Origin of the sequence: Corallococcus sp. 4LFB, from assembly GCF_046520365.1 — a bacterium.
GTDB classification, from domain to species: domain Bacteria; phylum Myxococcota; class Myxococcia; order Myxococcales; family Myxococcaceae; genus Corallococcus; species Corallococcus caeni.
The window spans coordinates 23,657-49,744 of the sequence record NZ_JBKGHJ010000003.1; the positions used below are offsets into that span (position 1 = coordinate 23,657).

Consider the following 26,088-nt stretch of genomic DNA (forward strand, 5'->3'; position numbering starts at 1 on the left):
GCCTCAGCCCTTCTTCGCCCGCAGGTGGGGGACGTGCGAGTTGAGCCACTCGAGGGCTACGTGCGTGGCCTCACTCACCACCGCGCCGTGGCGAACGGACACAGAGGTGAGGGCCAGGGTGTGGGCGGCGACTTCCACGTCCTCCGGCCGGCAGCCGTAGTGCTTGAGGCCCTCGGCGATGGGGCGCACGGCGGGGAGGGTGCCGTAGCGCCAGTAGTGCAGCTCCAGGTTGCAGGTGTAGGCCTCGGCCTCATAGCGGGCGCGGGCGGCGGAGCTGGTGAGGTAGGCCAACTCGTAGCTGGGGCCCTCCTCGTCGTGCTGGACGACGTGCTGGTGCTCGTGGACGCACACCACTACCTGGGCCCACAAATCCCAACCGGACTTCGGCGTGCCCACCTCGAAGGGCAAATACAGGGTGCGGCCAACGGTGGTGGCATAGCGCTCGAGGAAGCGCTCCCTGTCGAGAATGCCCATCCGTCGAAGCACCTCGGCCGCCAGCTGCATTTCGAGCGAGTCCGACTTGCTCGCCGTCTTCGTGCGCAGGCGCGACTGCATGTGCTGGTAGAAGGCCCACACCTCCGCGGGCTGGAAGTCGCGCTGGAAGAGGGGGCCCACGCCAGGCAGGGACTGGAGGTAGCCCTTCACAGGACACCGCCTTCCACGGCGCCCGCGTCCACGGTGGTGGGCAGGCAGGTGTGGCCGGCGATGCCTTCCTCGTCGACGTAGGTGCAGGTGAAGGCCGTGCTGCTGTGCTCGCTGACGGCGTTGCAGTCGGCCAGCACCTGCCAGTTGCCATCGCCGTTGCAGATTTGCGCGACGTTGCCAGCGCACCGTGTGGATACCGGCGCACACCCGTCCGGCGCGCGGCAGCGGGTGAGGAGAGCGGTGGCGAGAAGTGGGGCGAGTAGCAGTGCTTTCATGCGAGTCCTCGGGCTTGGGGCCTGTCGTTGAAGGTGACGAGAAGGAGGTTGCGGCGAGGCCTCCGGCGGTGGAGTCCGAAGCCCGTGGGACGTGCCTCGGTGACGTAGAGCCCGGGCGGCGTCCTCACGGCCTGCACGAGGGCGCCCGCGACGTCGTAGAGGGCGCCCAACCTGTCGCTGGGGCGGATGAGGGCGTCGCCAGTGGCCGCGTCGACGAGGCCGAGGCGCTCCAAGTCTCGGAAGTGGAAGACGAGCTCGAAGCTCGTCCGGGGGCTGTTGCCGGAAGGTGCCATTCGCAATGAAGCAAAGGCATCCGGCTCCACCTGGCAGGGGACACGCACGGGTGGAAATTCGCGGCGGAAGGCTTCGGCCACGCCGTCGTCGTCCGCGTCCACCAGCACCGGCTCGCGGAAGTCCGCGTCGTACCCGCTGGCATGGGGGCCTGGGCCGGGGCCAGCCATGGCGGCGGTGTCCAAGCGGTACAGCTCCGCCAAGAAGGGGTAGATGAGCCGGCCTCGCACTACGCGGCTCCGGGCAGCGAGGGCTTCACGTAGGCCGAGAGAAAAAGGTCCACTTCGGGCTCTCCGGTGAGAGGCCGCACGGAGGGGCGGACACTGTCGAGGCGGTAGCTCTGCTCTCGCGTGCGCTCCTCCACCACCCGCCAGTGCGTGCGCTCCTCCAACGAGTCTTCATCCGCCAAGGGCGAGAGGCTGCGCAGGACGAGAAGCATGCAGGCGCGGCGAATGGCGGGCGGCGTGCGCCCCTCCGGCGTCCCGTCCGCCTCGGTGTAGCCCCAGCGCGCGCCTACGGTGACGCTGCCCTCACCACGCGGGAAGACACGGCCATGGCGGAAGGTGAGGCGTGGCCCATCGAAGCCCGGGCCCACCGGGGCACCCACCACCACCAGGTGCTCCCTGGAGAAGGACACGTCCGCCCCGTACAGCGCCAGGCGGTAGATGCGGATGGGCGGCACCGGCAGCCAGAGGGACGGGGTGCCGCGCCCGTCGAAGTGCAACGTCGCCGAGCGCGGCTCGAAGTGCCACCCCGTCACCTTGTCAATGGTGCGCGTCGCCTCGTCGAGGAGGACGGCCAGGCGGGTGTCGCCCGCCATGGCCGGTGTAACGCCCTCGGCGCGCATGTCGGCCACCGTGGCGTACACGTCAGTCCTTCTCCCGCTTGGCGCGGCGGGTGTCCTTCTCCTCGCTGGCCTTCGGGAGGTCCTCCGTCGTCAGCGTGCCGGCGGGCCGCGCTGCACTCAGCTTCAGCTCGTCGCTGGCGCTGCGCTTCACGCGGGCCTCGTCGGCCTCGGTGGCGTCGAGGGATTTCGCCTCCGCTTCCGTGGACACGTCGAAGGCGAGCGGCGAGTAGGTGTCGCCGGGCAACTGGTGCACGGTGCGCAGGTAGTCCGCCACCGGCTTCTCCACCCGGTACCAGCCGCGCTCCTCCTGGAATTTGATTCCGGCATACGTGTAGCGCCGCAGCACGTGGCCCCGGCGCGCGTCGTAGGCCTTCAGTCGGACGAGATAGGTGTTGTCCATGATGAGCCTCACAACTGCACGTTGATGGCCTTGGCCGTGCCCGACTCCTCGGCGAACTTCGCGTCGAAGCGCAGCGTGGCCACCACCTTCAGTGTGCCCTCGGAGATGTCGCGCGCCGACTCGATGCGAATCTGCCGCCAGATGCCGACGTGGATGTTCTTGGGATTGGTCAGCAACACCGCCGTGCGGTCATTCGTCGCACCGAGGTTCTCCGGCCAGAGGGGGATGGGCCGCACCGGGACACCCGAGTAGAGGACCGGCGCATCGCCCTCGAGGAACTTGTCGCCGACCGCCGTGGCCCGCTCCGCGAGCGTGCTGCGGTAGTCCAGGTCCGCGTCGACGCTGGTAAGAGGAACCCCATGCTGCTCTTGTCGCGCAGGTGCTCCGAGGGCAGCGACTTGAGCAGGTCTCCGAGGACGTCCTTGCTGATGGGCGCGCCGGCCGCGTCGACGACGTTGCTGGTGGCCTGCTTCAGCACGCCATCCATCGTGGCGAGGAAAGGGTCTGCCGAGGCCGTGTCCCCGTTGACGAGAATCTCCTCCATGTCCCTGGAGATTGCGTCCGCGAGCATCTCCATGAGCGTCTGGCGCAGCTCGCCGCGCTCGATGCTGTCTTCGAGCACTTCGTCGGAGAGGCGCACCTCGCCCTTGAAGAGCTTCGCGTCCAGCTCCACCTGGGAGAGGTCGGGCTTCACGCGCTGGGCGGCGGGGACGGCGGTGGCCTCCTGGCCGGGGCGCAGAATCCGGCTGCCGAACTTCAGCTTGGAGAACTGCTGCTTGGGGGCGGCCATGGGGACAACGGTGCACTGCTGGAGGAGCACCGATTGCTTGATGAGGAGTCGCAGGAACTTCTGCGCCTGCGCGGGCTGGAGGACGCCTCCGCCGGCCGTGAGGTCGGCGAGGGCCAGGTCCGCCTTGGCCAATAGGGTGCTGTTGTCGATACGACTCATGGGGATTCCTTGGGCGTTGAGGCTTCCTGGGGCGGGTGGGGACGTCAGACGTCGTGGAAGGAGAGGGCCTTGTCGACGCTCTCCCGGTTGAGGGGCTTGTTCATGTCGAGGGGCCAGCCGACGTCCTCGACGGGAGGCTTCGGCGGGCGCTCCGCGGGGGCGCTGCTGTTGGGCAGGCCGAACTGCTTCTCCACGCGGCCCAGGCGCTGTTGCTGCTCCTTCACGGAGCCCTCCAGCGCGCGGACGGCGTCGGTGAGCTTCGTCAGGCCCTCGATGACACCGGAGGTGTCGGGGCTCGTCGCGGGCGCGGGCGGAGCCGACTGAGGAGGCGGCGCGGGGTTGGCGGCCTTGGCGCGCGCGTCGACATCCTCCTCGTCCTCGGAGTCGTCCTCGCGCTCCTCCAGCGCGTCGGCCAGTGCGCGCAGGTGCTGGGCCACCTCCACCACGCGCACGCCGTCGATGCCATCCGTGGAGGCCAACGCCTCGACGAGGGCCGTCACCGCTTCGAGGGCCTGTTGGGCAGCGGTGAGGACTGCGTCCTCGGCCTTGTTGGTGTCCGAGGCGGTGCTGCTCGCGCCCTCGGCTTGCGTGGTGTCCTGGGAAGCGTTGTCCATGGTGTCTCCGTCTCGCTTCACGAGGAGGAAGCGGTGCTTGTTGGCGGCCCTGTCCACGAGGGACACCTCCTCCACCACCATGTCGACGAGGCGGTGGACGGACGCGGGGCCTTGGGCGGTGGTCGTCATGCGGCCTCCGGTTGGGTGTCAGCGGCAGGTGTGTCGGAAGGGGGCGTCTCGGAAGACGGGGAGGCCTCGGGGAGACGGCGCGCGGTGCCGCCAATGGAGAAGCCCGTCAGCTGTCCGTCCTTCACACGCCCCCAGAGCTCGTCGGAGAGGACGCGCACCGCGAGAAGCCAGGTGCCCTTGCGCACCTGCACCTCGCCCAAGACGAAGTCGACGGGGGCCAGGTAGCTCTCCAGCACCTTCACGTGCCCGTTGACGCGCATCTGGTGCATGAGGCCCAGGCCGCCGAACTCCTCCATGAAGCGGTGCGCGGCCTGCCGAATCTCCGCGGCGGAGTAGATGTCGCCCTGCGCGTCCACCGTCTCCGGCTCCAGGACGACACCCAGGACGTACCGCTCGTCGTCGGGCTCGACGCCCTTGAGGAGGGACGTCGTGGTAGCGAAGGGGGCGGTGCCGGACGGCCCCTCCGGTTGCCAGTCGTCGAGCGCGAAGTCCCCGTCACTCTCCAGCGCCTTCGCGGCGGGCTGGTAGTTGCTGACGAGCAGCTGCGTCAGCACGGAGGAGCCGCCCACGCCGCGCATGGCGGCGATGGTGCGAGGCGTCCGGATGCGCTTCACCACGAAGCCGGAGTCCTTCAGCATCCCGGGCAACTTCCCCCGGATGCCATACGTCATGAGCCAGCGGCCCTTGAGCGACTTGAGGACGCCGTAGAAGCGCTCCTCGTCGAAGTCGCCCTCGCCAACGTCGACGTTGTAGCCAGGGTACGGAGGGTCGAGAAAGAGGACGGTGTCCTTCCCGTCGTACTTGCGGACCACCTTCTCGTAGTCCCCGGCGTACACCTTCACGCGCTTGAGGCGCGGGGCGTGCTGCTCGATGCGGGCGAGCGTCTTCGCCTCGACGCCCATGCCGTTGGGGCTGACGCTGCGACCGCGCAGCTTCCCGTAGGAGAAGTGCGTCAGGTAGAGGAAGCGGTGCAGGCGCTCCACGTCCCCCTTCGGCTTGGCGTCGAAGAGGCTCTTGAAGGTCTTCTCGTCGCCGACCCACGGCAGCTTCTTCAGCTTGGCGAGGCCCGCTGGCGTCAGCTTCTGGATGAGCCGGTACGCGTCGGCGATTTCGGGGTCCGCGTCGTTGATGGCCTCGACGTCCGAGGGGGCCTTCTCGAAGAGGACGGCGGCGCTGCCGGCGAAGGGCTCCACGTACGTCTTGTGCGCGGGCAGCATTGCCACCAAGCGCTTCGCCAGGCGCTTCTTGCCAGCAGGGCTGCCCCAGATGGTCTTCTCCACCGGCTCACCCTGGAGGGACTCCAGGACGTGCCGGGCCCGGGCGAGGGCTTTCGTGAGGGCGTCACCCATCCTGGAGGCCCTCCGGGTCGAAGCCCCACGTCAGCTCTCCCGAGGTGGGGAGATTGAGGTCGCGAGGCCAGACGATGGGCGTCGCCTCGGCCTTGGCCGTGGAGGTCGACTCCTGCGTCGTCGTGTTGCCCTCCGGCGTCGGAGGTGAGGTGGGGGTCGGTGTCGAGGTGGCCTGCATGGCGTTTCGTCTCCGAAAGAGACAAAGGCCTGCGGCGCGAAATCGGGGACATCACTTAAGTGACGGCGAGCGTCGTGGTGCGGCAGAGGCCGTGGTACGGCGGGAAGCCCACGCCCGCGTCCGCGAGCTGCCGGTCCGAAGCGAGGGAGCGAAACTCGCCGACGTCGTCGCGGGTGCCGGCGGCGGAGCGGAGCACCTCGGCCAGGCGCGTCTGTTGGCCACCTCGGTTGACGTAGAGGAGGGCACGCCCGGTGTCCGCGTCGAGGCGCTCCCTCACCCAGGGCAGCTCCTGCTTCACGTCCTCTGGCCGCTCGAGCGACTCGACGCGCTCGAAGCGCTTGAGGGCATCCGCCACTGAGAATGTCTTCCCATGGAGGAAGCGGCACGCCTGGGTGGTGGCCTCGTCGAGGACGGCCTCGATGCGGTAGCTGCGCACGCCGGCCTCCGCGTAGCTGCTCACCTGGGCGAAGGAGCGTCCCTGGCTGACGAAGTGGCTCGCCACCACCTCCCAGTAGAAGGGGGCCCGCTCGATGAGGGCGCCGCGTGCGGCCCTCTCCAGCGACTCGGCGATATCGCTCCTGCCGAGGCCGGCCTCCAGCCCCTCGGCCACCAGGCGCCGGGCCTCATGGCCGAATGCGTCCAGCCGGCGCCCGTACTCGTCCCGGACGAAGTTGCCCTGGGTGCGGACGATGTGCTGGGCGATGCGCCTGTCCATGGCGTTGAATCGGGCGGCGAGGGCGAGGCCCTGCTCGCGCCGGGCGTGGCTGCGGGTGGACGCCACCACCTCCTCGGCTGCGTCGCCGAGGGGCGCCTGGATGCGGGAGGGGATGACGGCCGTCCGCCGGCCCGCGGCCTCCAGGGACCGGGCAACGAGGCGCCTGCGCTGGGCCGCCGTCGTCTTCCTCCAGTCCACGTCGAGGACGGCCACCGCCTCTCGCATGGCGTCCACGTCCGCGCGCCCGACGGCGCGGCGAAGGCGTGCGGCAAGCAGGGCCACGGCGCGGTCCATGCCTGCAGCGGTGCCTACGTCCAGGGCCTTGGCCACCGGCAGCCGGAGGACGTCTCCCAGGAGAGCGTCCGCCACCTCCCGCGCTTCGTGCAGGAGGAGGAGGCTGTCAGCGGGGGCCGTGCACACGGGGCACCTCCTGCGTCACCAACTCCACGGAGCTGCGGCGCCTGGCGCGCACCTCGACGCCGGCCGCAGTGGGGGAGAAGACGACGTCGTGGCTGGCCGAGCACCTGTCACACAGGGCGAAGACGAGGAGGCCGTTGCGCCACAGCGTCGTCGTCTCCTCCAGGGGACCGCGCTTTCGGCACATGCGGCACTCCAGGACACCGCGCTCGGCGTCGGCCTGGGCCTGGAGCACCCACGCTCGCTGGAGCTGCTCGGGTGTCATGTGGAGTGCCCCGAGAACCAGGTGTCGAACTCCTCGCGGGGGACGGGGACGTGCTCGGTGTCCATGTACCGGCGGGCCAGCGCCAGGCGTCCCTGGGCCAGGCGCTCCTCCTCGGCCCGAAGCTCTTCTCGCAGCCCCAAGAGGCGTTTCGCCTCGCCCAGCAGTGAGCCCTTGTCCTTCTGGGGCTTCAAGTCTTCGACGCCCGTCTGAATGCCCGCCAGCGTGAGGGTGAGGGGGCGCTTCACCCAGTCGTCCGCAATCTTGCGGAACTCGCGGTGGAAGATGTCGCCGGCCAGGTGGCGGCCCTCCTCGGGAGTCAGCACACCCACGCGCACCAGGCGCTCCACCATCTCCGTCATGCGCTCCGGGTCTCGGGTGGCCGTCGTCTGGCTGCGGAAGCGCCAGAAGCGCACGCCCATGTCCGCGAGCACCTTGCGGTTGAGGAGGAAGTCGAACTCATCGCGTTCGGGTTGGAAGACCTGGTCCTCGGCGAAGCGCAGCTGGGCCTCGGCCACTGAGCGGTTGAAGTCACGGCCGTCGCCGCGCAGCAGCGGCGGCAGGCGGAAGGCGCTGCCCACCTTGTCGATGTTGCGCTGGTCGTACTGCTGGAAGAGGGCGTCCTGCTGCTGGGCGTCCGTCAGGGGGCGCAGCTCAATCTTCGCGCGGCCTCCGTCGCCGGTGCCGGCGCCGTCCGCCTCGAGGATGAGAATCTTGTGGAAGTTGGCCTTGCCCTTGAGGTTTTCCTCGATGAAGCGCTCGATGCGCGGCACGGACGCGTCGGAGAGCCGCCCTCCAGAGACGAGCAGCGCGAGGGGAGGGACGGACTTGTTGTTGAAGTAGAGGTAGTTGACCTCCTCCATCTGCCGGGAGCCGAGGACGGACAGCAGGGTGCCCACCCAGCGCGGAATGCCGTAGGGCGAGCGCGGCGAGTGGATGGCGAAGTGGATGAGCTCCGTGGCGGGGCCGTCCGAGGCGTCCGCGGCCTTGAGGGCGGCGACACTCGCGAAGACGCGGCCGGTGAGGCGGGAGATGACGCGCGAGTCCCCGAAGGACTTGAAGAACACCCGCTCGCTGCCCTGCACTTGGATGTAGCGGCGCAGGCGTCGACGGGTGCTCACCGTGTCGAAGCTGACGGCGGAGATGCGCACGCGCTCGCGCACCTCGACGGCCTCCTTGTCGAGAGGGAGGAGCCGCACTGTGTACGAGGGCACGTAGACGAAGCGGGCGATGTCGCCCTTCCCGTCGCGCAGCACCTCCCAGTAGGCGTTGCCCGTCACCTCCAAGTCATGGCGGGTGCGGCGACGCAACTCGACGAAGCTGCCGTCGAAGCAACAGAAGTCGAAGAAGGATTCCAGGCGGGCCTTCTCCACCCGGGCCTGCTGACGCACTGCCTCGGCATGGGCGGTGACTTCCTCGTCCGTGGGAAGCGGGGGCGTCCCCGAGGGCAGCGTGCCCGCGTCACGCGCAGCCAGGCGCTCCAGGGCCATGGCGTCGGCCACTTTCTCCCGGGCGCCGTCGGCGTCGAAGTCGATGGCAGGCTCGAAGCGGTACCCGAACCCGTCGATGTTCGTCGCGTAGGCGTCGACGTTCTGCCGCAACGAGTTGGAGTGCTCGACGAGAAGGCAGAGGGCCTCCGGCTCATAGGGAGGGGTGAGGGCGCCTGCCTCACTGAAGGCAAAGGCCTCCTCGCCCCCAGGGCGGCTGGCGGGCTCATCCACGCGGGCGCCCACCACCACTGCCTTGAGGATGGCTTGGAGGCGCTCCTCGGCTTGGTGGACCTCCGCAGGCCCCGTCACGGGCGGTCCTCCACGTAGGCAAGGAGGCCCGTGGGGGTGTGAGAGACGGCGCGCACGCGTTGGCCGCGGGCTGCCACCTCGGCGTGGACTGCCTCCAGCAGGTTGTCGTGGGTGGAGGACTCGACGGTGAACTCCGGCCCGGGGTGTGGCGCGCCCGAGGGGGAGGAGAGGACGAAGACTCTGACGACGCTCTGCACACGGGCCTCCCACACGAAGTGGAGGCAAGGCGCGCGGTGGGAGGGGCGCCCCCACGTGAGAGGGCGTTGGGAGCCGCACGCCTTGCCTCCAGCCAAGACAAAGACCGCGGGCCCAATTTCGGGGACATCCAGCGCGTGCTTTTTCTCTCAGGGACTGCGCATCAATGAGTTGTCTTCGTCGGAAGACAGAGCGCTATTGGCAACACCTGCGGCTGAAGAGAGGGAGCCCACGCGCGAGCCGAAGCGCATGCGTGGGGGCGCCTCTGCTGCCGAGACTCACAGAGACGATTGGGAGAGACAGTCGATGAATCCAGGCCAGGGGTGTTTGATGCGAGAAGGGGACGCGCGCGGCGTCGCGTCCACTGGTGACGTTGCCGCCACGACGGCCGACGTGACGACGTGCCCATGCGGGTGCCCGGAGCGGGAGGACGAGGCACACCACCCGAGCGACTTCCTCGTGACGGCCGAGGAGTACCCCGAGCACCCTGCTGCCCGGGCCGGCTACGAGGGATGGGTGTTCTGCGTCCACTGCGGTGCGTGGCGCGCCGACGATGATGACGCGCCCGACGCGGACTGGGTGCCCTGACGCGCGCTGTATCCGCGCGGAGTGCTGGTCGCACGAACCCCGCTCCTCATGGCAGGAGCGGGTCGGTCGCGCCGTCCATGGTGAGCACGTTGAAGCCCCTCTTCAACGCGGAGGAGACACCATGGACACCTACCGTGTCGCGAGATTGCCCGCGCGCCTGCGTGGCTTCGCGCTGCCGGACACGAGCACGCAGCCCGGAGGCTACGTCGAGGCGGGGGACTACCTCGTGCTCGAGGAGAAGGCCCACCACCCCACGCTGGACACCGACTACGCCCGGCTGCTGGTGCCGAAGCTGGGCGCGCTCGACACCTGGGTCTGCACGCGCTGGCGCGCCCAGCGCTACGCGACATTCGCTTCCCAGGAGTGCGCGCCTGCCATGGCCCGGCTGTCGTTCGACAACGAGCCGCTGGCTGTCCCGGAGGCGCGGCTCATCGCGCTCCTGGGAGCGTTCCCCGACTACAGGTACGACGTAAGTCGGGCGTACTACCCGTGGGCGCTGCCCGGCGTTCGCGTTCAACTCGCGCCGCCCCGGCTGAACAACTGCTGCACCTTCGTCGAGGCCTTGTTGGTGAAGGCCTTCTCCGAGGCGCATGGTGCGGTCTTCTCGTGGGACGTACGCCGCCACCGGCAGATGATGATCGCCTCCACGACCGACTACTTCTCTCCGGTGACGGCAGCCGCCGAGTCCGGCATGGCCCTGCTGGCGCCGTCGGCGGACGTGCCTCCCCACCCTTGGACACTCATCCAGGGGTGGCGCAGCCAATGGGGCTCGGGGCACACCTTCCTCGTCGCGGACTTCCACCCGGAGACGGACAAGGTGCTGGTGCTGGAGTCCAACGCCGCCTACGGGCTCGACGGCGTCGGCTACCGTGGCATCGGCAACCTGCGCGACGTCGGCCTCCAGCCACCTGCGGACTGGTGGACGCAGAGCGAGGTGTGGACGTGGCGCCGCATCTGCTCGACGTACCCCGTCCGGCGCCAGGCGTGGCTGAAGGTCAAGGAATGATGGGACCGTGGAGTGGGCTCTCTCCTGAAGCACTTCCGAAGACGGAGTTCTCGAAGTGCCGCCCCAAGAAGCCCCATCTATTAGTGGAAGCTGACCGTGGTCCGCGCGAGCACCAGCCAGGACGTGCGCCGGTCGGGCTCCTCGAGCGGCGCGGTATCATAGCGCTGCACGTAGCCGGCGGCGCCAAGTCCCAGGAAGGACGTTGCCCACCAACGCACCGCCAGCGCGCCGCTCCGCGAGCCTCCTGGCGGCACGTCGACGCGCCGCGCCCAGCCACAGGCGTCGACGCGCGCGGCCAGCTCCAGCGCGCCGTCCGGCAGCTTCCCGCGCGCAGGGTCTCCAGCGCGTCCGCGTCGCTCGCGCTCGCCTGGGGCCACAGGGGGCCATCGCTTCGGGGCTGGCCCCATACGACATAGGACATCTCCAGCGAGGCGCCCTGGCTCTCCATCGTGGGCAGCGCCTCGCGCGGGGTGCCTGGGTTGCCGTCCGTGTCGCGCGAGCGTCGCTCCCACGCTGCGGCGCCTCGGCCGCGACACGCAGCCGTCCCGCGTCCACGCGCGCGTGCGCCTCCGTCACCGTGCGCGTGCCGCTGATGGGCGGAGGCCGGTAGTAGACGAAGCCCTGCGGCCCCGTACCTCCGATGCCGGCCCGGTCGAACGCGCTCTCCACATGCACGCCCGCGCCCACCCGCGCGCCCCAGAAGGACTGCGTCGCTCCCGCCGAGCGGCCCCATCGTCCGTCCACGCGCGTATCCAGCGCGGGGTGCTGGTTGTCATTGCCCAGCGGACTGCGTGAGCCATTGCCCACCCGCACCCACGTCTCCAGCGGCAGCGTCGAGGGCGTCCATCTCACCTCCAACCCGAGGTCGCGCCGGGGCCAGAACGCCTGGTCCAGGCCGGACAACTCGGGGATGGCGCGCGCCTCCAGGTGCTCGTCATGCGCGCTGGGGAACAGCGGCGTCTTGTTGTAGCCCAGGGAGATTCGCCAGTCCTTCAGGCCCGTGAACGCCACGAAGGCGTCGATGAGCACCGGCTTCTCCAGCGCCCACTCCGCCACGCCGCGCGCCACCAGCCACGACACCGGCCGGGCCTCGGCGCCCAGCCGTAGGCGTGCGAGCGTGAAGCCGTCGAAGCCCTCCACGTCCGAGCCATGCTGGCGGTAGTCCACCTCGCCCACCAGCGTTGGCCGCAACCAATCCTCCTCCGCGAGCGCCGGCGACGCGGCCAGCCCGCAGAGCAACACCCAGCCCTGTCCTCGCATCATTCGACCGGGATGATCTGCAGGAAGTGGGTGGTGCCGTTAGTCTCGTCGTCATCGTGGTCCGCGACGAAGAGGCGGCGGTTCGCGGCGTCGTACGCGATGCCGCGCACCTGCTGGAACCCGCTGGCCAGCGCGGACGTGGCGCCGTCAGCGGTGGAGATGCGCAGCACCTTGCCGTCGCGCGTGCCGGTGAGTAGCGCGCCGCCAGGCCCGAGCGAGAGCAGGTCCGGCTCGGTGATGGTGGCCAGCGTGGTCAGCTCGGAAGGGTTGGACAGCGGCGAGCGGTAGATGCGCCCGGCAATCTGGTCCGAGATGTAGAGCGAGTCCTCCACCGCGAGCACGCCCACGGGCTTCACCAGCGCGCCCACCACCTCCGTCTCTGTCCCTGTCTCCAGCGACACGACGGCCACGGAGCCGACGTTCACGTTGTTGTTGCGCACGAAGTAGCTGTCGAACAGCCGTCCGTCCCGCGCCACCGTGAGTCCGATGCGGCGCCGGTTGGTGGGCAGGCCTGGGACCTCGCCCGGAGTGCCATCCGGCCGGACGAAGAGCACTGCGCCCGCAGTGCCGAAACCGAAGCGCACGGTGACCAGCGTCCCGTCCTGGAGGCGGACGACCTCGCCCAGGTTGGGGCTGTTGGCGGGGGCACCCGGCAGCGCAGCGGCCAGGGAGACGCCTTCGCCATCGCGGTACTTCAGGACGCGGTGGTTCTGGTCATCCGCAATGTAGAGCGTCTGGCTGGCCTCGTCCCAGAAGAGACCGTTGGGGTCGCCGTCGAGGGAGATTGCGCGCGGCCCCCGGTCCGCCTGGACGCCGGAGTCGGGGGTCGAGGGGCCGGACCCGGAGTCGTCGCAAGCGCCGAGCAGGAGTCCGCAGAGGAGGAGGGTGCTGGAAGAGAGGAGCTTCATGGGCGCGGATGATGCCATGTCCTAGTGGGCCGGGCAGCATGTCGGGCGGTGATGCTGTCCGAACCATCTCGTGCTGAGGTTTGAGGGCGGGACTCGGATTCCACTAGCCAATCACGCGCACCCCAATCTCCCCGGTCCCTCGTCGCTCCGGCCCTCGCTCGCGCTGGCACGCCAGGGCGACTGCCCAGAACTTGTCCGCGTGCCCGCGGTTGGTGCGCTCGGCGTCGAAGGACACCTTCCCCGATGGGAGCACGCGGCGCTTGATGGAGTGAATCTGCCCGACAAGCTCGCGCTCACGCGGCAGCGTGACGTCGCGGCGCTGGAGGAGAATCTTGAAGTCGGTCGCCCAGCGCTCCTTGGCCTCGTTGGTGAAGTTCTCCGCCACCACCTGGGGGAAATCGCGGGCTAGGTTCTCCGCGAGGTTCATACCGATGCCGCTCCGGTCGACGGACAGGCGCGCCACGGGCAAGACGGAGAGGAGGCGGCGCAGGTGGGCTTCCTGTTCCGCGAAGGGGATGCCTTCGAAGCTTCGCAGCATGCGGCACGTGAAGCGGCCCGCCACCTCTTCGAAGACGGCCAGCTCGGACCTGTCGCGGGTGCGGCCCACGTCGAAGCCCGCGACCAGGCGCCCCTGGGGCACGGGCACGTCGGACGCATCCTGGGCCAGCGACAGCTCGTCGGTGGTGCACGGGAGGATGAGCTCGTAGGGCAAGAAGCTGTAGGACTCGTCGACGTAAAAGACATTCGAACTCCTGCTGGAAGTCCTCCTGCGGCAGGGAGTCGAACTGCTCCACCAGCACGGGGCGCCCGAAGCGAACGACGCGCTCCTCGGTGGGCATGAGAGGGGCTTCCACCGCAGCGCGCCGCACGTCGAGGGAGAAGAAGCGGCACAGCCACCAGGGCACCTGCTGGCGCGTGTGGTGCGGGTACTTGCGCAGCTCCTGCGAGGCAATTTCCCAGAAGATGCCGCGCCGGCCCAGCGGGGTGCTGCAGCCCGTGAGCTGTCCGTGGGAGCGCAGGATGAGGGCGGTGCTGCCGGTGTAGACCTCACGGTCGTTCACGTAATGGGCCAACTCGTCAAGGTACGCGTCGCCGCGCTTGCCGCGCGGTGGCTTCGAGGGCACGGAGATGATGCGCGAGAGGCGGCGGCCCTTGGCGTTGGACTCGAAGGCCAACTCCGTCTTCGCGTCGGTGACGAGCTTCTTTTGGAATGCGGTCGGCAGCTCCTCGTACACCTGCCGGGCGATGAGCACCTTCTCCACGGCGTCGCTCAAGTTGTACGAGACGAACACCGCCGTGTGGCCGTCACGCAGGTGGCAGCGCGCGAGGGCTTCCAACGCGAAGAGGAAGGAGAAGCCCACCTGGCGGCTCTTCGCCACCCAGCGGAAGCGGGAGCGGTTGTCCAGCAGCGCCTGCTGGTAGGGCTCCAGCACCACGGGCTCGCTGTCGTAGTGGCACAGGCCGCTGATGAAGCCCGACTCGGTGGCGAGCCACTGGGTGAGGTCGTCCTCGGTGCGCTTGACGATGCTGAGTGTCACGACTTCCTCCCTACATGTTCCGTTGCTTTCTCGCGGCACCAGAGCGTGCATGGCCGCGTCCTCTTCACGACGGAGTTGCCATGTCTGCCTATGCCGCTGTCGCCCGAGCCCCGCGCACCCTCACGGAGAAGGAGGTGGCGCTCCTGCTGCGCGCCACGGGGGAGCACAAGGAGGGATTCAGGGACCACTGCCTGTACAGCCTCGCGCTGGCTTCGGGCCTTCGCGAGCACGAGCTGGTCGCCCTCAACATCGGCGACATCTTCGACGAGCGCGGGCGCGCACGTCGGCACGTGGCGCTGACCGTCTTCAAGGGCAGTCGCCGGCACCCAGGCCCCCAGGAGGTTGTCCTCTCGGACACGGTGCGCGCGAAGCTGGAGAAGCTGTTGCGGCTGAAGCGCTCGCAGGGGCACGACGTGGGGCCCCAGGCGCCGCTCTTCCTGAGCCGCCTGGGACTGCGCCTGTCCACGCGGCAGGTGCGCCACGGCTTCGGAGTCTGGCAGCAGCGCGCGGGCCTGGAGAGGCACCTCAACTTCCACGCCGTGCGCCACACCGCGTGCACCGGGGTGTACCGGAGGACGAAGGACATCCGCCTCACTCAGCGGTTCGCGCGCCAGCGCAGCATCGACTCCACGGTCATCTACACGCACCCCTCGGACGACGAGCTGGTGCGCGTGACGCAGGACTTGCCCTGCTGATGGGGAATGCCGCCTCCGCGCTGAGCGCCCGCGAGAGCCCCTGGCTGGGCCGGGGTGCCGCGCGGAGGCGGTGAGTGGAGGCTGTGCGCGGAGTCCGCCCAGGCTGCCCCTGGCGCAACCGGCGAAGAAAGTGAACAGCGCGAGGCGTTCACTTACCGGGCGCAAATGAACGGGCGCGGGGTGTTCACTTTTTCGGAGGTGACTCTCTCGAAAAGGGCCCCAGGTACACGCCCCGGCGGCGCCACCCGCACGAAAGATCGCACCACCCCCCACCCTGGCGTCAGGGGTAGGCGGGGTAGGCGTGCTGGCGTCATCGGTAGGCATGGTTGCGCCCGGCCGGGGCAGGCGGTGAAGGTGACTGGGGAGGAGCTGGGCCGCGAGGGCGCGCGGCAGGAGGCCCAACCAGCGGAAAGCGGCCATTGGCCTCGGCGCTTCGGCCCCTCACGAGGCCTCGTAAGCGCGCGAAACAGCGTGGGGGCGGTGACGCAGAATGGCCGCCTTTACCTATTTTCGGCCATTCGGCTCGGCCCTGGTAACGGCACGCGCGCCCAGGTGCGCGCGGGGCGGAGCGCGGGGGCGCGGAGGGCTTGGCTCGGAGTCGTGGGGCTCACGAGGAGGACAAAGGCCTGCGGCCCGAAGCGCTGGGGGACACGCGCGCACGAACGGGGCGCCACGCGGCGACAGGCGCGGTGCGCGGGCTGACCGGGGCCGAGCGCCAGGTGGGCCACGTGGCGGCCGGCGGGGCGCAGCGGAGGAGGGCGTCCCGGGCCGGGGAAGTGAACGGCGCGCGCGTCCACCTCGCTGGACGGAGTGTGCTTCCGGGCGCGAGTTCGGGCCGGAACTCGGACCGCGGTGCTCGAGCACCTGGTGGCTGTCCGACCTAACCTCGCGAAACTACGAAGGCTGTGGCGCCAGGCGTGTGCTTCTGCGCGCCAGGTGGAGCTCCCGGGGGAAAGTGACCAGGCCAGGCCAGGCGCGGCGAAAGTGAACGGCGAAACTGAACGCGAAAGTGCCCGCGTTCACTTACCGGAGGGTGCTCTCAGTCGGGGTCGGCGGGGGCCGCGACGTCCATGGGAGGCGCCACGGGGGCGCCGTCCTTGTGGCTTCCCGGCGAGGCTGTGTCGAGGTCCTCGTCGTCGCTGCTCACCACCTCTGCGTCCACCTCGCCGCGCACGGCGGGCGTCGTCTCGCGCGCAGCGCGCAGGGCCTGGGCGTGCCGGGCCTGGAGGCCCTCCAGCGAGAAGCTGGCGTGCAGCTCCTGGCGGGAGTCGGCGCCGCCTTGGACGAACTCCTTCAGGCGCACCATGGTGTTGAAGTCGGTGGGGTTGTCGACGCGCACGCGGCCCTCGGACAGCGCCTCCTCGAAGCCGAGGAGGTAGCCGTCAATCATCTTCAGGGCGTCGTCCTTGGAGACGGCGATGGCGTTGGCGCGCAGCTCGATGAGCTTCGCATCCGCCTTGGTGGCGATGCGCGTCTTGGCCTCCTCGCGGCGGCGCAGGCAGTTGTGCTCCTTCGCGTAGTTGGCGACGAGGGAAGTCGCGACGCCGAAGCGCTCGGCCAGCTCGCGGTACGAGGCGTAGCTCGTCATGGTGGAGCCATCCGGCAAGCTTCTCACGTCGCCGAAGACGAGGGCGCGGTCCAGCTCCTGTCGCGGTAGCGCGGGCTCCTCGGACTTGCGGGGGCGGCCCGTCTTGCGCTTCGGAGGAGGAGGCGCTTCGTCCGGCGTGGGCGTCGCGTCCAGCGCGGGCGTCTCGTCCGGCGGCTCGCCCGCGAGGAGGCGCTTGCGGCGGCCGAGGCAGTCGTGCTGCTGGGCGTACTTGGCGACAGCGCTGTGGGCGACGCCGAAGCGCTCGGCCAGTTCGCGCAAGGAGGGGAAGCGCCGCTTCACACGGCCCCGCGTGGTGGGCACCTCTTCGCCTTCCACGAGGAGCCGGTCCACCTCGTCGTGAGGCAGCCGGGGGCCTTCGGCTTTCGTGGGGCGCCCCAGCTTCTTGAGGGGCTTCTTCTGGGCCATACCTTCCCTCAGCAGCCGTTGGAGGGCTGGGCCACCGCATCGACGACCTGGGTGCGCAGCCGTTGCATCAGCCGCGTGCGCTGGCGCTTCAACCGCTGATACGTCCTCTCGGCCTCGGCGGCGTCGCCTTCGACGAGGCGGCTGACGTAGGTGCGCAGCTTCTCTCGCCGGACGACGGTGGCCATGAGGACTTCGACGTCGCTGTGAGGCAGGGTGCCCCGGGCCAAGTGCACCAGCACGGCGTCGCGCTTCACGAAACTGCGGCGGACGCTGGGCCGCCTGGGGCTCTCCACCGGCGTGGCGTGACGGGTGTCCGGCAGCCACTCGGCGAGCTGCGCCTGCGTGTACGTCTCGTGCTGTTCCGCGCGCTCCTTACGGAGGTGCCGGAACACCTCGCGCGCCGTCTGCTGGCGCAGGCGGACGGCCGTCCAGTCACCCCAGCGGGAGAGAGGGAAGGCGCGCGCGACGGAGAGGAAGGTGGCGAGAACGAGCTGGTCCAGGTCCTCCCGGGGCACCGCGCTGCCGAGGAGGCGGCGGCGCAGGCGCCGCAACATGGGGGCGTAGGCGGCGGCGAGGCCCGCCGTCCAAGCGGGGCTGGAGGAGGCCTGCATTTCGGCCACCAGGGCCCGAGTGAGGGCTTCCCTCTCCGGGTACGTCTCCTCGCGCGCGTCAGCCAACGTGACCAGCACCGATTCGAGCGTGGCGTGGCGCGCGAAGGCGGGCCGCCGCGTGCGCGCAGCCGCGAAGACGGCGTGGTGCCGAGGGGAGAGCGCCTCCACACGCAGCAGGCCCAGGAGGTGGCCGAAGAAGTCACTCACCGAGGACGGGCCTCCCACCACTCGCGCACCAGCTCGAGGAAGTCATCCAACTGCATGGTGACGAGGGGCGTCTGCCCGTCGTCCTTGCACACGGCCAGCGGCCAGCGGCCCGGCGGGCACGTCTCCACCGCCTGGCGCATGGCCTCGCGGACGTTGGTGCGCTGGTGGGCCTTAGCCTCGACCCAGAAACACGGCACCTCGACGTCCGACATCTCCTGCCCGGTGCGGTACTGGAGGCCGCGGCGGATGACGGCCTCGGGCATCGCCTCACGGAAGCGGTGGACGAGGGCGCGCTCCCAGTCTGCGCCCTTGCGACGAGAGGAGGCGCCGCTCACGAGACACCTCCCGACTCCTCAAGCAGCCGCTCCATGTGCCCGCCACGGCTCATGCGCACGGCAAGGCGGCGAGCCACCTCCAGTGCGCAGCGGGCGTCCGCCATGGCGCGGTGAGGCGTGGGGCGGTGGATGCCGAAGTGTTTGGCCAGGGCGTTGAGGGAGAGGGACTCCACCTCGCCCGTGGCCAGCAGCGGCCACGCGAGGCTTGCGGTGTCGAGGCGGTGGTAGTCGACGCTGGGCAGAGCCAGCCCGGTACGGCGATACCCTGCGGTGAGAAAGCCCCAGTCAAAGCTGGGGACGTGGCCGGCCACGAGGGTGCCCGCCAGGAGCGGCGACACGGTGGCCAAGACTTCGTGCAGGGGCAACGCGTCCCGCCACTCCTCGTCGGAGTAGCCGCACACGGCAAGGGCCTCGGGCTGGGCATCGGCCAACCGGGTGGGCTGCACGCGCGCCTCATACTCCGCCAGCACCTTGAGGCTGCGGGCGTCGACGCGGAGGATGGCCACCTCCAGCACTTCGTGACGGGAGGCGTCCAGGCCCGTCGTCTCCAGGTCAATGAAGGCGAGCGTCCGCAGGTGCGGTGGCAGGCCGGCGAAGAGCGGCTGGCGGAGCGCAGAGACAGGAGTGGTGTCGGAATCAGATTGAGCGAGCAGCACTATGCGACCTCTTTGGCCCAGAACCTGGGCGAGTGGTGTTTGGCGGCGAGGGAGTCCAGCTCCGCCTTCAGCAGGGCGGCGCGTGCGCTCCCCAGGCGTTTGCCCGCGTCCTTCAGCAGCGCGTCGAGGGCCTTCTTCTCGACGCTGGCGAGGCGCTGCATCAGCTCCTCACGGGGGAGGCCGGTGGTCCGGGCTAGCACCGCGACGGTGGGCTCCAGTGGGTAGTCGAGGCTGGTGGTGTTGAACATGCGGTAGCGCGTGCCGGCGAGGACGAGTTCGTCCTTCTCGGCGAGGTGCGCGCGCAGGACGCCCTCCAGCTCCGCCTTGCGCGCTCCGAGAATCTTCGCGAGGTGGGCGACTTCCTGGCGCTCGCGGGCGACGGACTCCAAGTCGGACGTGTCCTCGCAGACGACGTCACGCTGTCCCTCCAGCGCCTGGGCGTAGGCGGGGCAGTTGCGGCGGTGGTCGCAGTACACGCAGTTGGGGTTGAGGCGGGCGGGGAAGGACTCCGCCTTCTCCATCTGCTGGCCCAGCGTCTCGATGTAGGCGAGGGCGGCTTCCAACTGCTCCTCGGTGCGCGTCGTCTCCTGCCGCACGCCGTGGCGCAGCATCCACATGGAGAGGCGCACCTTCTTCGCCCAGGGCCACATGCGGCGCGCGGCGAGGGCGTAGAGGCTGAGCTGGAGGCTGGAGTCCAACTCCTCGCGGGTGAAGAGCTGGTGGTTGGACTTGTAGTCCATGACGTGGACCGTCTCGTCGTCTACCCAGTCGACGCGGTCGATGAAGCCCAGGACGGTGAAGGGGCCCACCGGCAGGCGGAACTCCTTCTCGACGGCGAGAATGTCGCGGGAGTCCACACGCCCCTGCTGGCGCACGAAGTCCTGGAGGATGGAGAGGCCCTGCTGGAAGAGGTCCAGGCCGGAGAGGCCCGAGGCGGCCCACTCTTCACGATAGAGCTGGAGGGCGTGCTCCTCGGAGAGACGGCCCGCGTACTCGGTGTCGACGACTTCCTGGAGGAGTCGCTCGAGGACTGCGTGCAGCGCCTTCCCGAAGCTCAAGGGGACGCCGGGCTCGGCGGTGTGCTTGTCGAGGTAGTGGAGCTGGTAGGACAGCGGGCAGGCCTCGAAGCGGCTCAGCCGGCTGTATGACAAATGCTCGTTTCGCAGTGCGCTCATGACGTGGGCCTCCGGACCGGTGCAGTGGCGTGTCGCGAGACAGTCATCACGCTCTTTTCGAGACACACATCAAGTCGATGCGGGGAGGCAGAGCGGTCCCGTGTGCTTGTTTCACAGGTGAGGGCCACGCTCATGGCGACACCTCATCCGCGGAGGCCGGCCGCTTTTCGAAGGACATGACGCGTGAGCCCGGGAAGGCAGACAGGACGCGCACCAGCGTGGCGGCGTGCTCCGGGGTGAGCTCCTTTCGGGCTTGGCCGGTGTAGGCAGGGACGAGCCACACTTCGCCGTAGGTTTCGGAGGCGAAGCACACCTCGGCACCGAGGGCCTTGAAGCTGGCGATGTCCTCGTCGGTGAGGCCGCGCAGGACCTCCGCATCCAGCTCCTTCACACCGGGAGACGGAACTGGTGGCGCGGGCTTGGAGGCGGGGGCCAGGGCGGGCTTCTTCGAGCCAGCCTCGGTCAGCGGATGTCCGAACAAGTCCACCGCAGCCGGGGCGGACTTCGCCGGAAGCGCGGGGGAAGGGGGCGCGACCTCTTCACGAGGAGCACGGGGCTGCTGATTCACCTTCAGCCACTCGGTGCAGGTGCCCACGCCGGGCAGGGTGCAGCCACCGCCAGTCCGGTAGTGCAGGCAGTGCTTGCCCTCGCCTCGGACATACGCTTCGCACGTCACGCCTGGCGGACGATGCTGTGCGGCGGTGGGCTGGAGGTAGTGCGTAAGGGCCATGCGCGGATGTCGGCGGCGCGTGTTTGCCGATGCACCCTAAAAGCACCCCATCCCTCCGTTTCGGGACAGGATTTCTTTTTGCCCGATTTCTTTTTTGATTTTCCGGGGGCGAATGCCACGCGGCCATAAGGCAGAGCAAAGGCCTCCGGCGCGATTTCGGGGACATGCCTTCTCCGGGTGGCAGAAAGGTGGCAGCCGGTGGCAGGCACTTTTTGAAAGACTGCCACGAAATTCCCCAGTGAAAACAACGGAGTGGCAGTGGTGGCAATGGTGGCAGTGTTTTTTGGGGTAATGCACCCTAGGGAGAGTGAGACTTCGAACCCCCTATTGAATAGTGCCATTCAAATATGCGCGCGCGTCACGTAGGGGTACCTGAAAAAAGACTGCCACCACTGCCACCAAGAGATAAGTTATTGAATTGAAAGAAGAAAAAGGTGGCAGATGGTACTGCCACCCACCTGCCACCTCTGCCACCCCTCTGCCACCTTCAAGACGTTGAGTGAAAGTGCTGCGGCGGATTGTGAAGAGTCACGCAGGTGGAGCGCGCGGCGTCGGTGGGCGCGCTCCTGCCCTGGCCTGTGAATGGCTGCAGAACGGCCGGAAACGGCCTCTACGCGCGTGAACGGGAGCGGGAGCCACTTCGGGCCGCATCTGACGCCTTCCGTGTCATCTGCGCCCTATCAGGGCCGTCGCTTCCCGGATTTCTGAGACGCGCAGGATGGGCGGTTGGCAGGACTGCTCAATGCGAAGGTGGGGTAGTGATACAGCGAGACAAGGGTGTTTCACATGGCGCGCGTCCGAATGTCTGGACGAGCAGTTTGCTGCGCGAAACCGAAGCCCGAATGGGTGGGCGGCTCGTGCCTTCCGTGCGACGTCGAAGCCCGGGTGGCGACGTGCGGGCATGAAAGTCGCAGAGGCGCGCGCGACCGTGTCCCCGACGCCGCATCAACCACCTCGGATGTCTCCATTGGAAAAATCGGATGCGACGGAAGCAGGGTTGAATGCGTGACTGTCTGGGTATTGGGGGTTTGGGAGGAACTGAGACATGAATAACAAGTATCGCCATGAAACGCGGAGGGGTGCTGGCGGTATGGGAGGCCTGGCTGTGCGTTTCTCTTCGCGCCGTCACGCCGTGGTCACGCCCAGGTTGCACGGTGTCGCTCGTATCGCTTTCGGGCATGTCTCAGCCAGGTGTCGCCCTGGGCTGTGCGGGGGCTGTGTGAATTACTGGTTCGACACGATGTGCTGGTTTGTTGTGATTGGCTCAGCCCTGGTGGTGCCAAGGCGCTGGTGCGCCATCCGGATGGGCCTGGGCCTGAGCCGAGGGAACCGCGTCCTGGCCCACCTGGGCTCGCCGCTCTCCCATTGCCGCGCTCCCAGTCGCAAGGGAGCCTGCGCGTCACCATAGCGAGGGGTATGGGGTGCGCGGAGTGTCCGCCCAACCCTTCGACAGACGCGTCGCCGCCACGAGGTGCCCGCCGAAGACGGGGCTGCCTCGGAGGTGCTGGCGTCATTCCCTCAACGGGGCTCGGCCTGGTCTCCCCTCTCACCTGGCACTTCCCGCGCGCCGAGCGCAGGGCGGGGGCGGCATGCAACTGTGAGTCGTGGTTGGGATGCTCTTCATCGAGAGCTTGGCATGGCCCTCCAGACGGCCGAGGCGCGGCGCGCCTACCGCCTGTTGCGGCGCAACTGGGAGGTGCTCTCCGACTTCGAGGAGCCGGAGGCCCTTGTTTCATTTCTCACGGCGCGCGAGGGCGACTCGCACGTCAAGGATGGGGTACTCGCGGGCCTCGTCACCCTGGTTCAGATGAGAGCTGCGGCGAGCTCCTTCGTGGCGCTGCTGTGGCTGGGCCTGTGGCCTGGGCTGGACAGCGTGTATCGCCGATGTCGCAGGCGAAAGGAGTACCGGCCCGCGGAGGTGGTGTCCTCGGTGGCCGCGTCCTTCATGGCCCTCGTGGCACGCGTCAATTTGTCAGGCGTCCAACGCGTGGCGGGGACACTCGTGCGCGGGACGGAGCGCGACGTCCTCAAGGCGTGGCACAAGGAGCTGGTGGAGCAACGCCGTCGCGCGCGCCTTGAGTCGCTGGCAGACGTGGATGGCTGGGAGCCCTCGGTGCCGTGGCTCACTCCCTTCGTCTCGCGAGCCCGCTCCTTCAACGCCGAGGTGGAGGAGCTGCGCGCGTGGCTCCTCCCGCTGACGGGGGAGGACACTGACCTGGTGGTGTCCCTCGTCCTTCGCGAAGAGGACGCTGTCGAGGTGGCAGCGAGCCTTGGATTGTCGCCCGAAACGGCGCGCAAGCGCGTCCGGCGGGCCCTGGCTCGCCTGCGGAAAATGAAGAATAAAATCCCCGAAAAAGATTTCTTGTCCCGAAACGGCGGGTGGGGGTGCTTTTTAGAGTTTGTGGATTCTGAAACAACCGAGAGGGCACCGGGAGGGGGCGGCTGACGAGATGCGCGAATCGTATGTCCCCTTCGCGCGCCGCCTGACTTTGGGGGAGTAACGGGGCCACCCGCGCCCCAATCCAATCCTGCTTCGACACACCCTGTCCGCCCCCAGCGGACAGCAACGCCCCTGTATTGCCTACAGCCTGGAAGGACTGAATGAAGACAGCCGCGCGAAACAACTTCGAGCACGATGAAACATACGTGCGCTTCTTCGCTCGCATCGACGGGCACCGCCTCCGGGTGGTGAGCCGGGGCGACTCAAGGGCGGAGGCGGAGGGGCGCAGCGCCTGCCTCTGCTGCGAGTGCGCCGACGCACAGGCCAACGACTACGTCCGCCTGCCGGGCCTCTTCCGCCGCTGGGAACTCGAGCATGTCGTCGACAGCACGGCGGACTTCAACATCGAACCGGCGGGCTGCACCGCGGACGGCACCGAGTTGTTCTCGGTGTACCGGCGCGAGCGCCACGCCTCCACCACGCACTGCCAGAAGGAGGAGTGAAGCACCATGGCCAACATGTGGGAGCAGACGGCAGCAATGGCGAAGCAGCACGAGCAGCAGGGCGGCGCCTGGCTGAAGCTGGCGAATGACGGGGACACCACCGTCGTCGTCTTCCTCGGGGAGCCGCACCCGCGCGAGGTGGTCTTCCTCGACAACAAGTTCGTCCCCTTCGACGAGAAGCTGAAGGCCCAGGGCCACAAGCCCTCGCTGCGTGTGGCCCTCAACGCGGCCGTCTACGGCACGAGGGAGGTGAAGGTGCTGGAGCAGGCCGTCACCTTCTTCAACACGCTGATGGAGCTGCGCGCGAAGTACGGAATGGAGAAGTGGGCCTTCGAGGTGAAGCGCAGAGGAGCGGCCAAGGACCCGAAGACGACGTACTCCATCCTCCCGGACCGGCAGCTCACTTCGGAAGAGACGGCGGCCTTTCAGGAGCTGCGCCTGCATGACTTGCCGAAGTTGTACGCGGCCGAGGAGGCGGCTGCGGCGAGCGGCACGTCGCCCACGGGCGCTCCCAGTGCGAAGGCGAGCGAGCCTGTCGACGTGAAGCTGGCCCAGGCGATGGCCACTGCCCTGAAGGGACTGCCGCGCGAGGCCGTGGACAGGTTCCTCCAGAAGTTCGGCGTGCAGCGCATTCGTGACTTGCCGGCGTCTAAGGGAGAGCTGGCGCGCGCCTTCGTCGATGCCCTCGTCACGGAGTACTCCGCGGAGAGTCCCGCGGACGTGGACCCCTTCGGGCCGTGAGCCCGCCCCGCTGAAGTCGGTTGCCGTAGCCATGCGCGAAGGGGGCCCGTTGCGTGCCCCCGACGCGCCTCACTGAGGACGACAAGAATGGTGGAAGACTTCTCCGAAATGCGCGGGGACGGGGGACGTGTTGTCTCTCGCGCCCAGGACTCCAGCGTGGGCGCCGCGCCGTCAGCGCCTGCGCGCAACGCGGGCACGGCCACCGGCATGAGGACGCTGCGCGTGCGCGTGGATGCCGGACTGCGGCTCGCGGCGGGCGACGTGCCGCCGAAGATGGGGGAGGCCCTCTGCCGGGCACTCTCCCTTCCAAACCCCGCGTATTTGAAGCTGGTGCGGCTGCGCAAGCGCCCGGGAGCGGAGCCCCAGACGCTGTACTTCTTCCGCCAGCAGGAGCGGGAGCTGGTCTTGCCGCGCGGGGCCATTCACCTGCTGCGCCGGGCCGCGGACGAGGCCGGCCTGACGCTCTCCTTCGAGGACGCGCGGGTGCTGCCCAAGCGCCTGGCGAAGCTGCCAGTGGTGCCCCTGCGCGACTACCAGGCCGAGGCCGTGGAGCGGCTGGCGAAGGCCACCCAGGGGATGGCGGTGCTGCCATGCGGGGCAGGGAAGAGCGTCCTCGCAGTCGGCGCAATCTCTCGGCTCCGCACGCCGACACTCATCCTCGTCCACACCCTGGACTTGGCGGAGCAGTGGCGAGAGCACGTGCGCGAGCGCCTGGGCATGGAGGCGGGCCTCGTGGGCGCGGGCGAGGAAGAGGTGCGGCCCATCACCGTGGCCGTCGTCCAGTCCCTGGCCCGGTGGGAGGAGGCGAAGCTCGACGCCTTCCTCCATGGCTTCGGACTGCTCGTCCTCGACGAGGCCCACCATATCGCCGCCAGCGCCTTCCACCGTCTCGTGGACCGCTGCCCGGCACGCTACCGGCTGGGACTGACGGCGACGCCCGAGCGGGAGGACGGGTTGACGCCGCTCTTGCGCCTGTACCTGGGCGCGCCCCTGGCTGTCGTGAAGCACGAGGACCTCGTCGCGCGCGGCGTGCTGGTGGTGCCCGAGGTGCGCGCCGTGGAGACGGCCTTCGACTACCCCTACTTCGGCGCCTCGGACTACGCGCCCATGCTGGAGGCACTGGCGGAGGACAAGGCGCGCAATGACCTCGTCCTCGGCGCCGTGGCCCGCGAAGCGTGGGCAGGCCACCTGTGCCTCGTTCTCACTGGCCGGGTGGACCACTGCGAGCTGCTGGCGCATCGGCTCTCGGCCGCCGGCCTGTCGGCCTCCGCGTTGACGAGCGAGGTGCCGCGCGAAGCGCGCAGGGCCCTCCTGGACCAGGCCCGCGCCGGGCGCGTCCGTGTGCTGGTGGCCACCAGCCTGGCGGATGAGGGGCTCGACTTGCCGCGCCTCTCGCGCGTCTTCCTGGCGTACCCCGGCCGCGCGCGTGGACGCACCGTCCAGCGCCTCGGACGCCTCATGCGTCCCCACCCGGAGAAGAAGAGCGCCGTCCTCATCGACTTCGTCGACGGGAAGGTGCCGCTCTTGCGGCGCCACCACGCTGAGCGCCGCCAGCAGTACGCCACGGTGCTGGGAGTGGCCGCCGCGGCCAACGCACGTTGAACCGATGCAGGGAG

31 protein-coding genes are annotated in these 26,088 nt (G+C 69.1%); 8 read left to right on the plus strand and 23 right to left on the minus strand.

Going from position 1 to position 26,088, the window contains the following annotated elements; translation table 11 throughout:
• Positions 1 to 3 precede the first annotated feature (3 nt).
• From ACLEQD_RS00720 to ACLEQD_RS00785, 14 genes are read right to left on the minus strand one after another with little or no spacing between them, the layout of a single operon-like run.
• On the minus strand, positions 4 to 645 hold the full coding sequence (locus tag ACLEQD_RS00720; RefSeq protein WP_141593137.1) for a hypothetical protein: 642 nt from the start codon (positions 643 to 645) through the stop codon (positions 4 to 6).
• Positions 642 to 920, minus strand: a complete 279-nt coding sequence (locus ACLEQD_RS00725) for a hypothetical protein (protein WP_141593138.1) — start codon at positions 918 to 920, stop codon at positions 642 to 644. Before ACLEQD_RS00725 ends, ACLEQD_RS00720 begins: the two co-directional genes overlap by 4 nt.
• Positions 917 to 1,441 carry a hypothetical protein gene (locus ACLEQD_RS00730; protein ID WP_141593139.1) on the minus strand — a complete coding sequence of 175 codons (525 nt, stop codon included), beginning with the start codon at positions 1,439 to 1,441 and terminating at the stop codon, positions 917 to 919. The genes ACLEQD_RS00725 and ACLEQD_RS00730 overlap by 4 nt, the downstream gene beginning before the upstream one ends.
• Positions 1,441 to 2,079, minus strand: a complete 639-nt coding sequence (locus ACLEQD_RS00735) for a hypothetical protein (RefSeq protein WP_410380934.1) — start codon at positions 2,077 to 2,079, stop codon at positions 1,441 to 1,443. The genes ACLEQD_RS00730 and ACLEQD_RS00735 overlap by 1 nt, the downstream gene beginning before the upstream one ends.
• 1 nt (position 2,080) lies before the next feature.
• A complete protein-coding gene (locus tag ACLEQD_RS00740; RefSeq protein WP_141593141.1) occupies positions 2,081 to 2,458 on the minus strand; it encodes a hypothetical protein in 378 nt (125 codons plus the stop codon).
• 8 nt (positions 2,459 to 2,466) lie between these two features.
• Complete coding sequence (locus ACLEQD_RS00745; protein ID WP_410380936.1) at positions 2,467 to 2,634, minus strand: hypothetical protein; 168 nt, start codon at positions 2,632 to 2,634, stop codon at positions 2,467 to 2,469.
• Positions 2,628 to 3,407 carry a phage major capsid protein gene (locus ACLEQD_RS00750; protein WP_141593142.1) on the minus strand — a complete coding sequence of 260 codons (780 nt, stop codon included), beginning with the start codon at positions 3,405 to 3,407 and terminating at the stop codon, positions 2,628 to 2,630. Before ACLEQD_RS00750 ends, ACLEQD_RS00745 begins: the two co-directional genes overlap by 7 nt.
• A 44-nt stretch (positions 3,408 to 3,451) precedes the next feature.
• Entirely contained in the window at positions 3,452 to 4,150 is a 699-nt protein-coding gene (locus ACLEQD_RS00755; RefSeq protein ID WP_410380940.1) for a hypothetical protein, read from the minus strand.
• Positions 4,147 to 5,499, minus strand: coding sequence for an XkdF-like putative serine protease domain-containing protein (locus ACLEQD_RS00760; protein WP_410380942.1), 1,353 nt, complete (start codon positions 5,497 to 5,499; stop codon positions 4,147 to 4,149). Before ACLEQD_RS00760 ends, ACLEQD_RS00755 begins: the two co-directional genes overlap by 4 nt.
• Complete coding sequence (locus ACLEQD_RS00765; protein ID WP_141593145.1) at positions 5,492 to 5,677, minus strand: hypothetical protein; 186 nt, start codon at positions 5,675 to 5,677, stop codon at positions 5,492 to 5,494. Before ACLEQD_RS00765 ends, ACLEQD_RS00760 begins: the two co-directional genes overlap by 8 nt.
• 55 nt (positions 5,678 to 5,732) lie before the next feature.
• Positions 5,733 to 6,812, minus strand: a complete 1,080-nt coding sequence (locus ACLEQD_RS00770) for a head morphogenesis protein (protein ID WP_410380944.1) — start codon at positions 6,810 to 6,812, stop codon at positions 5,733 to 5,735.
• Positions 6,793 to 7,074 carry a hypothetical protein gene (locus ACLEQD_RS00775; RefSeq protein WP_141593147.1) on the minus strand — a complete coding sequence of 94 codons (282 nt, stop codon included), beginning with the start codon at positions 7,072 to 7,074 and terminating at the stop codon, positions 6,793 to 6,795. The genes ACLEQD_RS00770 and ACLEQD_RS00775 overlap by 20 nt, the downstream gene beginning before the upstream one ends.
• Positions 7,071 to 8,870 (minus strand): phage portal protein, encoded by a 1,800-nt coding sequence (locus tag ACLEQD_RS00780; RefSeq protein ID WP_228558382.1) that lies wholly within the window; start codon positions 8,868 to 8,870, stop codon positions 7,071 to 7,073. Before ACLEQD_RS00780 ends, ACLEQD_RS00775 begins: the two co-directional genes overlap by 4 nt.
• The gene (locus ACLEQD_RS00785) at positions 8,867 to 9,067 is read right to left on the minus strand and encodes a hypothetical protein (protein ID WP_410380946.1); all 201 of its coding nucleotides are present in this window, start codon (positions 9,065 to 9,067) and stop codon (positions 8,867 to 8,869) included. Before ACLEQD_RS00785 ends, ACLEQD_RS00780 begins: the two co-directional genes overlap by 4 nt.
• A 328-nt stretch (positions 9,068 to 9,395) precedes the next feature.
• On the opposite strand from ACLEQD_RS00785, the gene ACLEQD_RS00790 reads away from it, so the two are divergent.
• Together ACLEQD_RS00790 and ACLEQD_RS00795 are read left to right on the plus strand one after the other, a co-directional pair.
• On the plus strand, positions 9,396 to 9,653 hold the full coding sequence (locus tag ACLEQD_RS00790; protein WP_410380948.1) for a hypothetical protein: 258 nt from the start codon (positions 9,396 to 9,398) through the stop codon (positions 9,651 to 9,653).
• A 121-nt stretch (positions 9,654 to 9,774) separates the two neighbouring features.
• Positions 9,775 to 10,659: a hypothetical protein gene (locus ACLEQD_RS00795; RefSeq protein ID WP_141593149.1), complete on the plus strand. Its 885-nt coding sequence runs from the start codon at positions 9,775 to 9,777 to the stop codon at positions 10,657 to 10,659.
• Positions 10,660 to 10,815: 156 nt separating this feature from the next.
• Here the strand turns inward: ACLEQD_RS00795 and ACLEQD_RS00800 are convergent, their stop codons facing one another.
• The 3 genes from ACLEQD_RS00800 to ACLEQD_RS00810 form a co-directional block, all read right to left on the minus strand.
• Complete coding sequence (locus tag ACLEQD_RS00800; RefSeq protein ID WP_410380949.1) at positions 10,816 to 11,922, minus strand: hypothetical protein; 1,107 nt, start codon at positions 11,920 to 11,922, stop codon at positions 10,816 to 10,818.
• Entirely contained in the window at positions 11,919 to 12,827 is a 909-nt protein-coding gene (locus ACLEQD_RS00805; protein ID WP_410380951.1) for a YncE family protein, read from the minus strand. Before ACLEQD_RS00805 ends, ACLEQD_RS00800 begins: the two co-directional genes overlap by 4 nt.
• Positions 12,828 to 12,930: 103 nt before the next feature.
• Positions 12,931 to 13,539 carry a terminase gene (locus tag ACLEQD_RS00810; RefSeq protein WP_228558652.1) on the minus strand — a complete coding sequence of 203 codons (609 nt, stop codon included), beginning with the start codon at positions 13,537 to 13,539 and terminating at the stop codon, positions 12,931 to 12,933.
• 440 nt (positions 13,540 to 13,979) lie between these two features.
• On the opposite strand from ACLEQD_RS00810, the gene ACLEQD_RS00815 reads away from it, so the two are divergent.
• Both ACLEQD_RS00815 and ACLEQD_RS00820 read left to right on the plus strand, forming a co-directional pair.
• Entirely contained in the window at positions 13,980 to 14,249 is a 270-nt protein-coding gene (locus ACLEQD_RS00815; protein ID WP_410380953.1) for a hypothetical protein, read from the plus strand.
• Between the two features lie 196 nt (positions 14,250 to 14,445).
• A complete protein-coding gene (locus ACLEQD_RS00820; protein WP_141594636.1) occupies positions 14,446 to 15,060 on the plus strand; it encodes a tyrosine-type recombinase/integrase in 615 nt (204 codons plus the stop codon).
• A gap of 1,039 nt (positions 15,061 to 16,099) precedes the next feature.
• Here ACLEQD_RS00820 and ACLEQD_RS00825 read toward each other — a convergent pair.
• The 6 genes from ACLEQD_RS00825 to ACLEQD_RS00850 all read right to left on the minus strand — a co-directional run bounded on the left by ACLEQD_RS00825 (position 16,100) and on the right by ACLEQD_RS00850 (position 20,788).
• Entirely contained in the window at positions 16,100 to 17,074 is a 975-nt protein-coding gene (locus ACLEQD_RS00825) for an AT hook motif domain protein (RefSeq protein WP_410380955.1), read from the minus strand.
• 8 nt (positions 17,075 to 17,082) lie between these two features.
• On the minus strand, positions 17,083 to 17,913 hold the full coding sequence (locus ACLEQD_RS00830) for a hypothetical protein (protein ID WP_141648559.1): 831 nt from the start codon (positions 17,911 to 17,913) through the stop codon (positions 17,083 to 17,085).
• Entirely contained in the window at positions 17,889 to 18,227 is a 339-nt protein-coding gene (locus ACLEQD_RS00835) for a hypothetical protein (protein ID WP_013375358.1), read from the minus strand. Before ACLEQD_RS00835 ends, ACLEQD_RS00830 begins: the two co-directional genes overlap by 25 nt.
• A complete protein-coding gene (locus ACLEQD_RS00840) occupies positions 18,224 to 18,883 on the minus strand; it encodes a 3'-5' exonuclease (protein WP_141649525.1) in 660 nt (219 codons plus the stop codon). The genes ACLEQD_RS00835 and ACLEQD_RS00840 overlap by 4 nt, the downstream gene beginning before the upstream one ends.
• Complete coding sequence (locus ACLEQD_RS00845) at positions 18,883 to 20,058, minus strand: RecB family exonuclease (protein WP_410380958.1); 1,176 nt, start codon at positions 20,056 to 20,058, stop codon at positions 18,883 to 18,885. The genes ACLEQD_RS00840 and ACLEQD_RS00845 overlap by 1 nt, the downstream gene beginning before the upstream one ends.
• Before the next feature lie 130 nt (positions 20,059 to 20,188).
• The gene (locus tag ACLEQD_RS00850) at positions 20,189 to 20,788 is read right to left on the minus strand and encodes a hypothetical protein (protein WP_410380960.1); all 600 of its coding nucleotides are present in this window, start codon (positions 20,786 to 20,788) and stop codon (positions 20,189 to 20,191) included.
• 1,636 nt (positions 20,789 to 22,424) lie between these two features.
• Between ACLEQD_RS00850 and ACLEQD_RS00855 the strand changes: the two genes are divergently transcribed.
• From ACLEQD_RS00855 to ACLEQD_RS00870, 4 genes are all read left to right on the plus strand, one after another.
• Positions 22,425 to 23,234, plus strand: coding sequence for a sigma-70 family RNA polymerase sigma factor (locus ACLEQD_RS00855; RefSeq protein ID WP_410380962.1), 810 nt, complete (start codon positions 22,425 to 22,427; stop codon positions 23,232 to 23,234).
• Between the two features lie 155 nt (positions 23,235 to 23,389).
• Positions 23,390 to 23,731: a hypothetical protein gene (locus ACLEQD_RS00860; RefSeq protein ID WP_410380963.1), complete on the plus strand. Its 342-nt coding sequence runs from the start codon at positions 23,390 to 23,392 to the stop codon at positions 23,729 to 23,731.
• Between the two features lie 6 nt (positions 23,732 to 23,737).
• On the plus strand, positions 23,738 to 24,472 hold the full coding sequence (locus tag ACLEQD_RS00865; protein WP_410380965.1) for a hypothetical protein: 735 nt from the start codon (positions 23,738 to 23,740) through the stop codon (positions 24,470 to 24,472).
• An 87-nt stretch (positions 24,473 to 24,559) separates the two neighbouring features.
• Complete coding sequence (locus ACLEQD_RS00870) at positions 24,560 to 26,074, plus strand: DEAD/DEAH box helicase (protein WP_410380967.1); 1,515 nt, start codon at positions 24,560 to 24,562, stop codon at positions 26,072 to 26,074.
• Positions 26,075 to 26,088: the final 14 nt, after the last annotated feature.

Bases quoted from the DNA above. Each gene is read 5' to 3' on its own strand.
- ACLEQD_RS00805 (WP_410380951.1), bottom strand. From the start codon at position 12,827: ATGAAGCTCCTCTCTTCCAGCACCCTCCTCCTCTGCGGACTCCTGCTC.
- ACLEQD_RS00825 (WP_410380955.1), bottom strand. From the start codon at position 17,074: ATGGCCCAGAAGAAGCCCCTCAAGAAGCTGGGGCGCCCCACGAAAGCC.
- ACLEQD_RS00775 (WP_141593147.1), bottom strand. From the start codon at position 7,074: ATGACACCCGAGCAGCTCCAGCGAGCGTGGGTGCTCCAGGCCCAGGCC.
- ACLEQD_RS00860 (WP_410380963.1), top strand. From the start codon at position 23,390: ATGAAGACAGCCGCGCGAAACAACTTCGAGCACGATGAAACATACGTG.
- ACLEQD_RS00865 (WP_410380965.1), top strand. From the start codon at position 23,738: ATGGCCAACATGTGGGAGCAGACGGCAGCAATGGCGAAGCAGCACGAG.
- ACLEQD_RS00870 (WP_410380967.1), top strand. From the start codon at position 24,560: ATGGTGGAAGACTTCTCCGAAATGCGCGGGGACGGGGGACGTGTTGTC.
- ACLEQD_RS00800 (WP_410380949.1), bottom strand. From the start codon at position 11,922: ATGATGCGAGGACAGGGCTGGGTGTTGCTCTGCGGGCTGGCCGCGTCG.
- ACLEQD_RS00845 (WP_410380958.1), bottom strand. From the start codon at position 20,058: ATGAGCGCACTGCGAAACGAGCATTTGTCATACAGCCGGCTGAGCCGC.
- ACLEQD_RS00740 (WP_141593141.1), bottom strand. From the start codon at position 2,458: ATGGACAACACCTATCTCGTCCGACTGAAGGCCTACGACGCGCGCCGG.
- ACLEQD_RS00725 (WP_141593138.1), bottom strand. From the start codon at position 920: ATGAAAGCACTGCTACTCGCCCCACTTCTCGCCACCGCTCTCCTCACC.
- ACLEQD_RS00855 (WP_410380962.1), top strand. From the start codon at position 22,425: ATGGCCCTCCAGACGGCCGAGGCGCGGCGCGCCTACCGCCTGTTGCGG.
- ACLEQD_RS00820 (WP_141594636.1), top strand. From the start codon at position 14,446: ATGTCTGCCTATGCCGCTGTCGCCCGAGCCCCGCGCACCCTCACGGAG.
- ACLEQD_RS00750 (WP_141593142.1), bottom strand. From the start codon at position 3,407: ATGAGTCGTATCGACAACAGCACCCTATTGGCCAAGGCGGACCTGGCC.
- ACLEQD_RS00850 (WP_410380960.1), bottom strand. From the start codon at position 20,788: ATGGCCCTTACGCACTACCTCCAGCCCACCGCCGCACAGCATCGTCCG.
- ACLEQD_RS00755 (WP_410380940.1), bottom strand. From the start codon at position 4,150: ATGACGACCACCGCCCAAGGCCCCGCGTCCGTCCACCGCCTCGTCGAC.
- ACLEQD_RS00760 (WP_410380942.1), bottom strand. From the start codon at position 5,499: ATGGGTGACGCCCTCACGAAAGCCCTCGCCCGGGCCCGGCACGTCCTG.
- ACLEQD_RS00795 (WP_141593149.1), top strand. From the start codon at position 9,775: ATGGACACCTACCGTGTCGCGAGATTGCCCGCGCGCCTGCGTGGCTTC.
- ACLEQD_RS00765 (WP_141593145.1), bottom strand. From the start codon at position 5,677: ATGCAGGCCACCTCGACACCGACCCCCACCTCACCTCCGACGCCGGAG.
- ACLEQD_RS00790 (WP_410380948.1), top strand. From the start codon at position 9,396: ATGCGAGAAGGGGACGCGCGCGGCGTCGCGTCCACTGGTGACGTTGCC.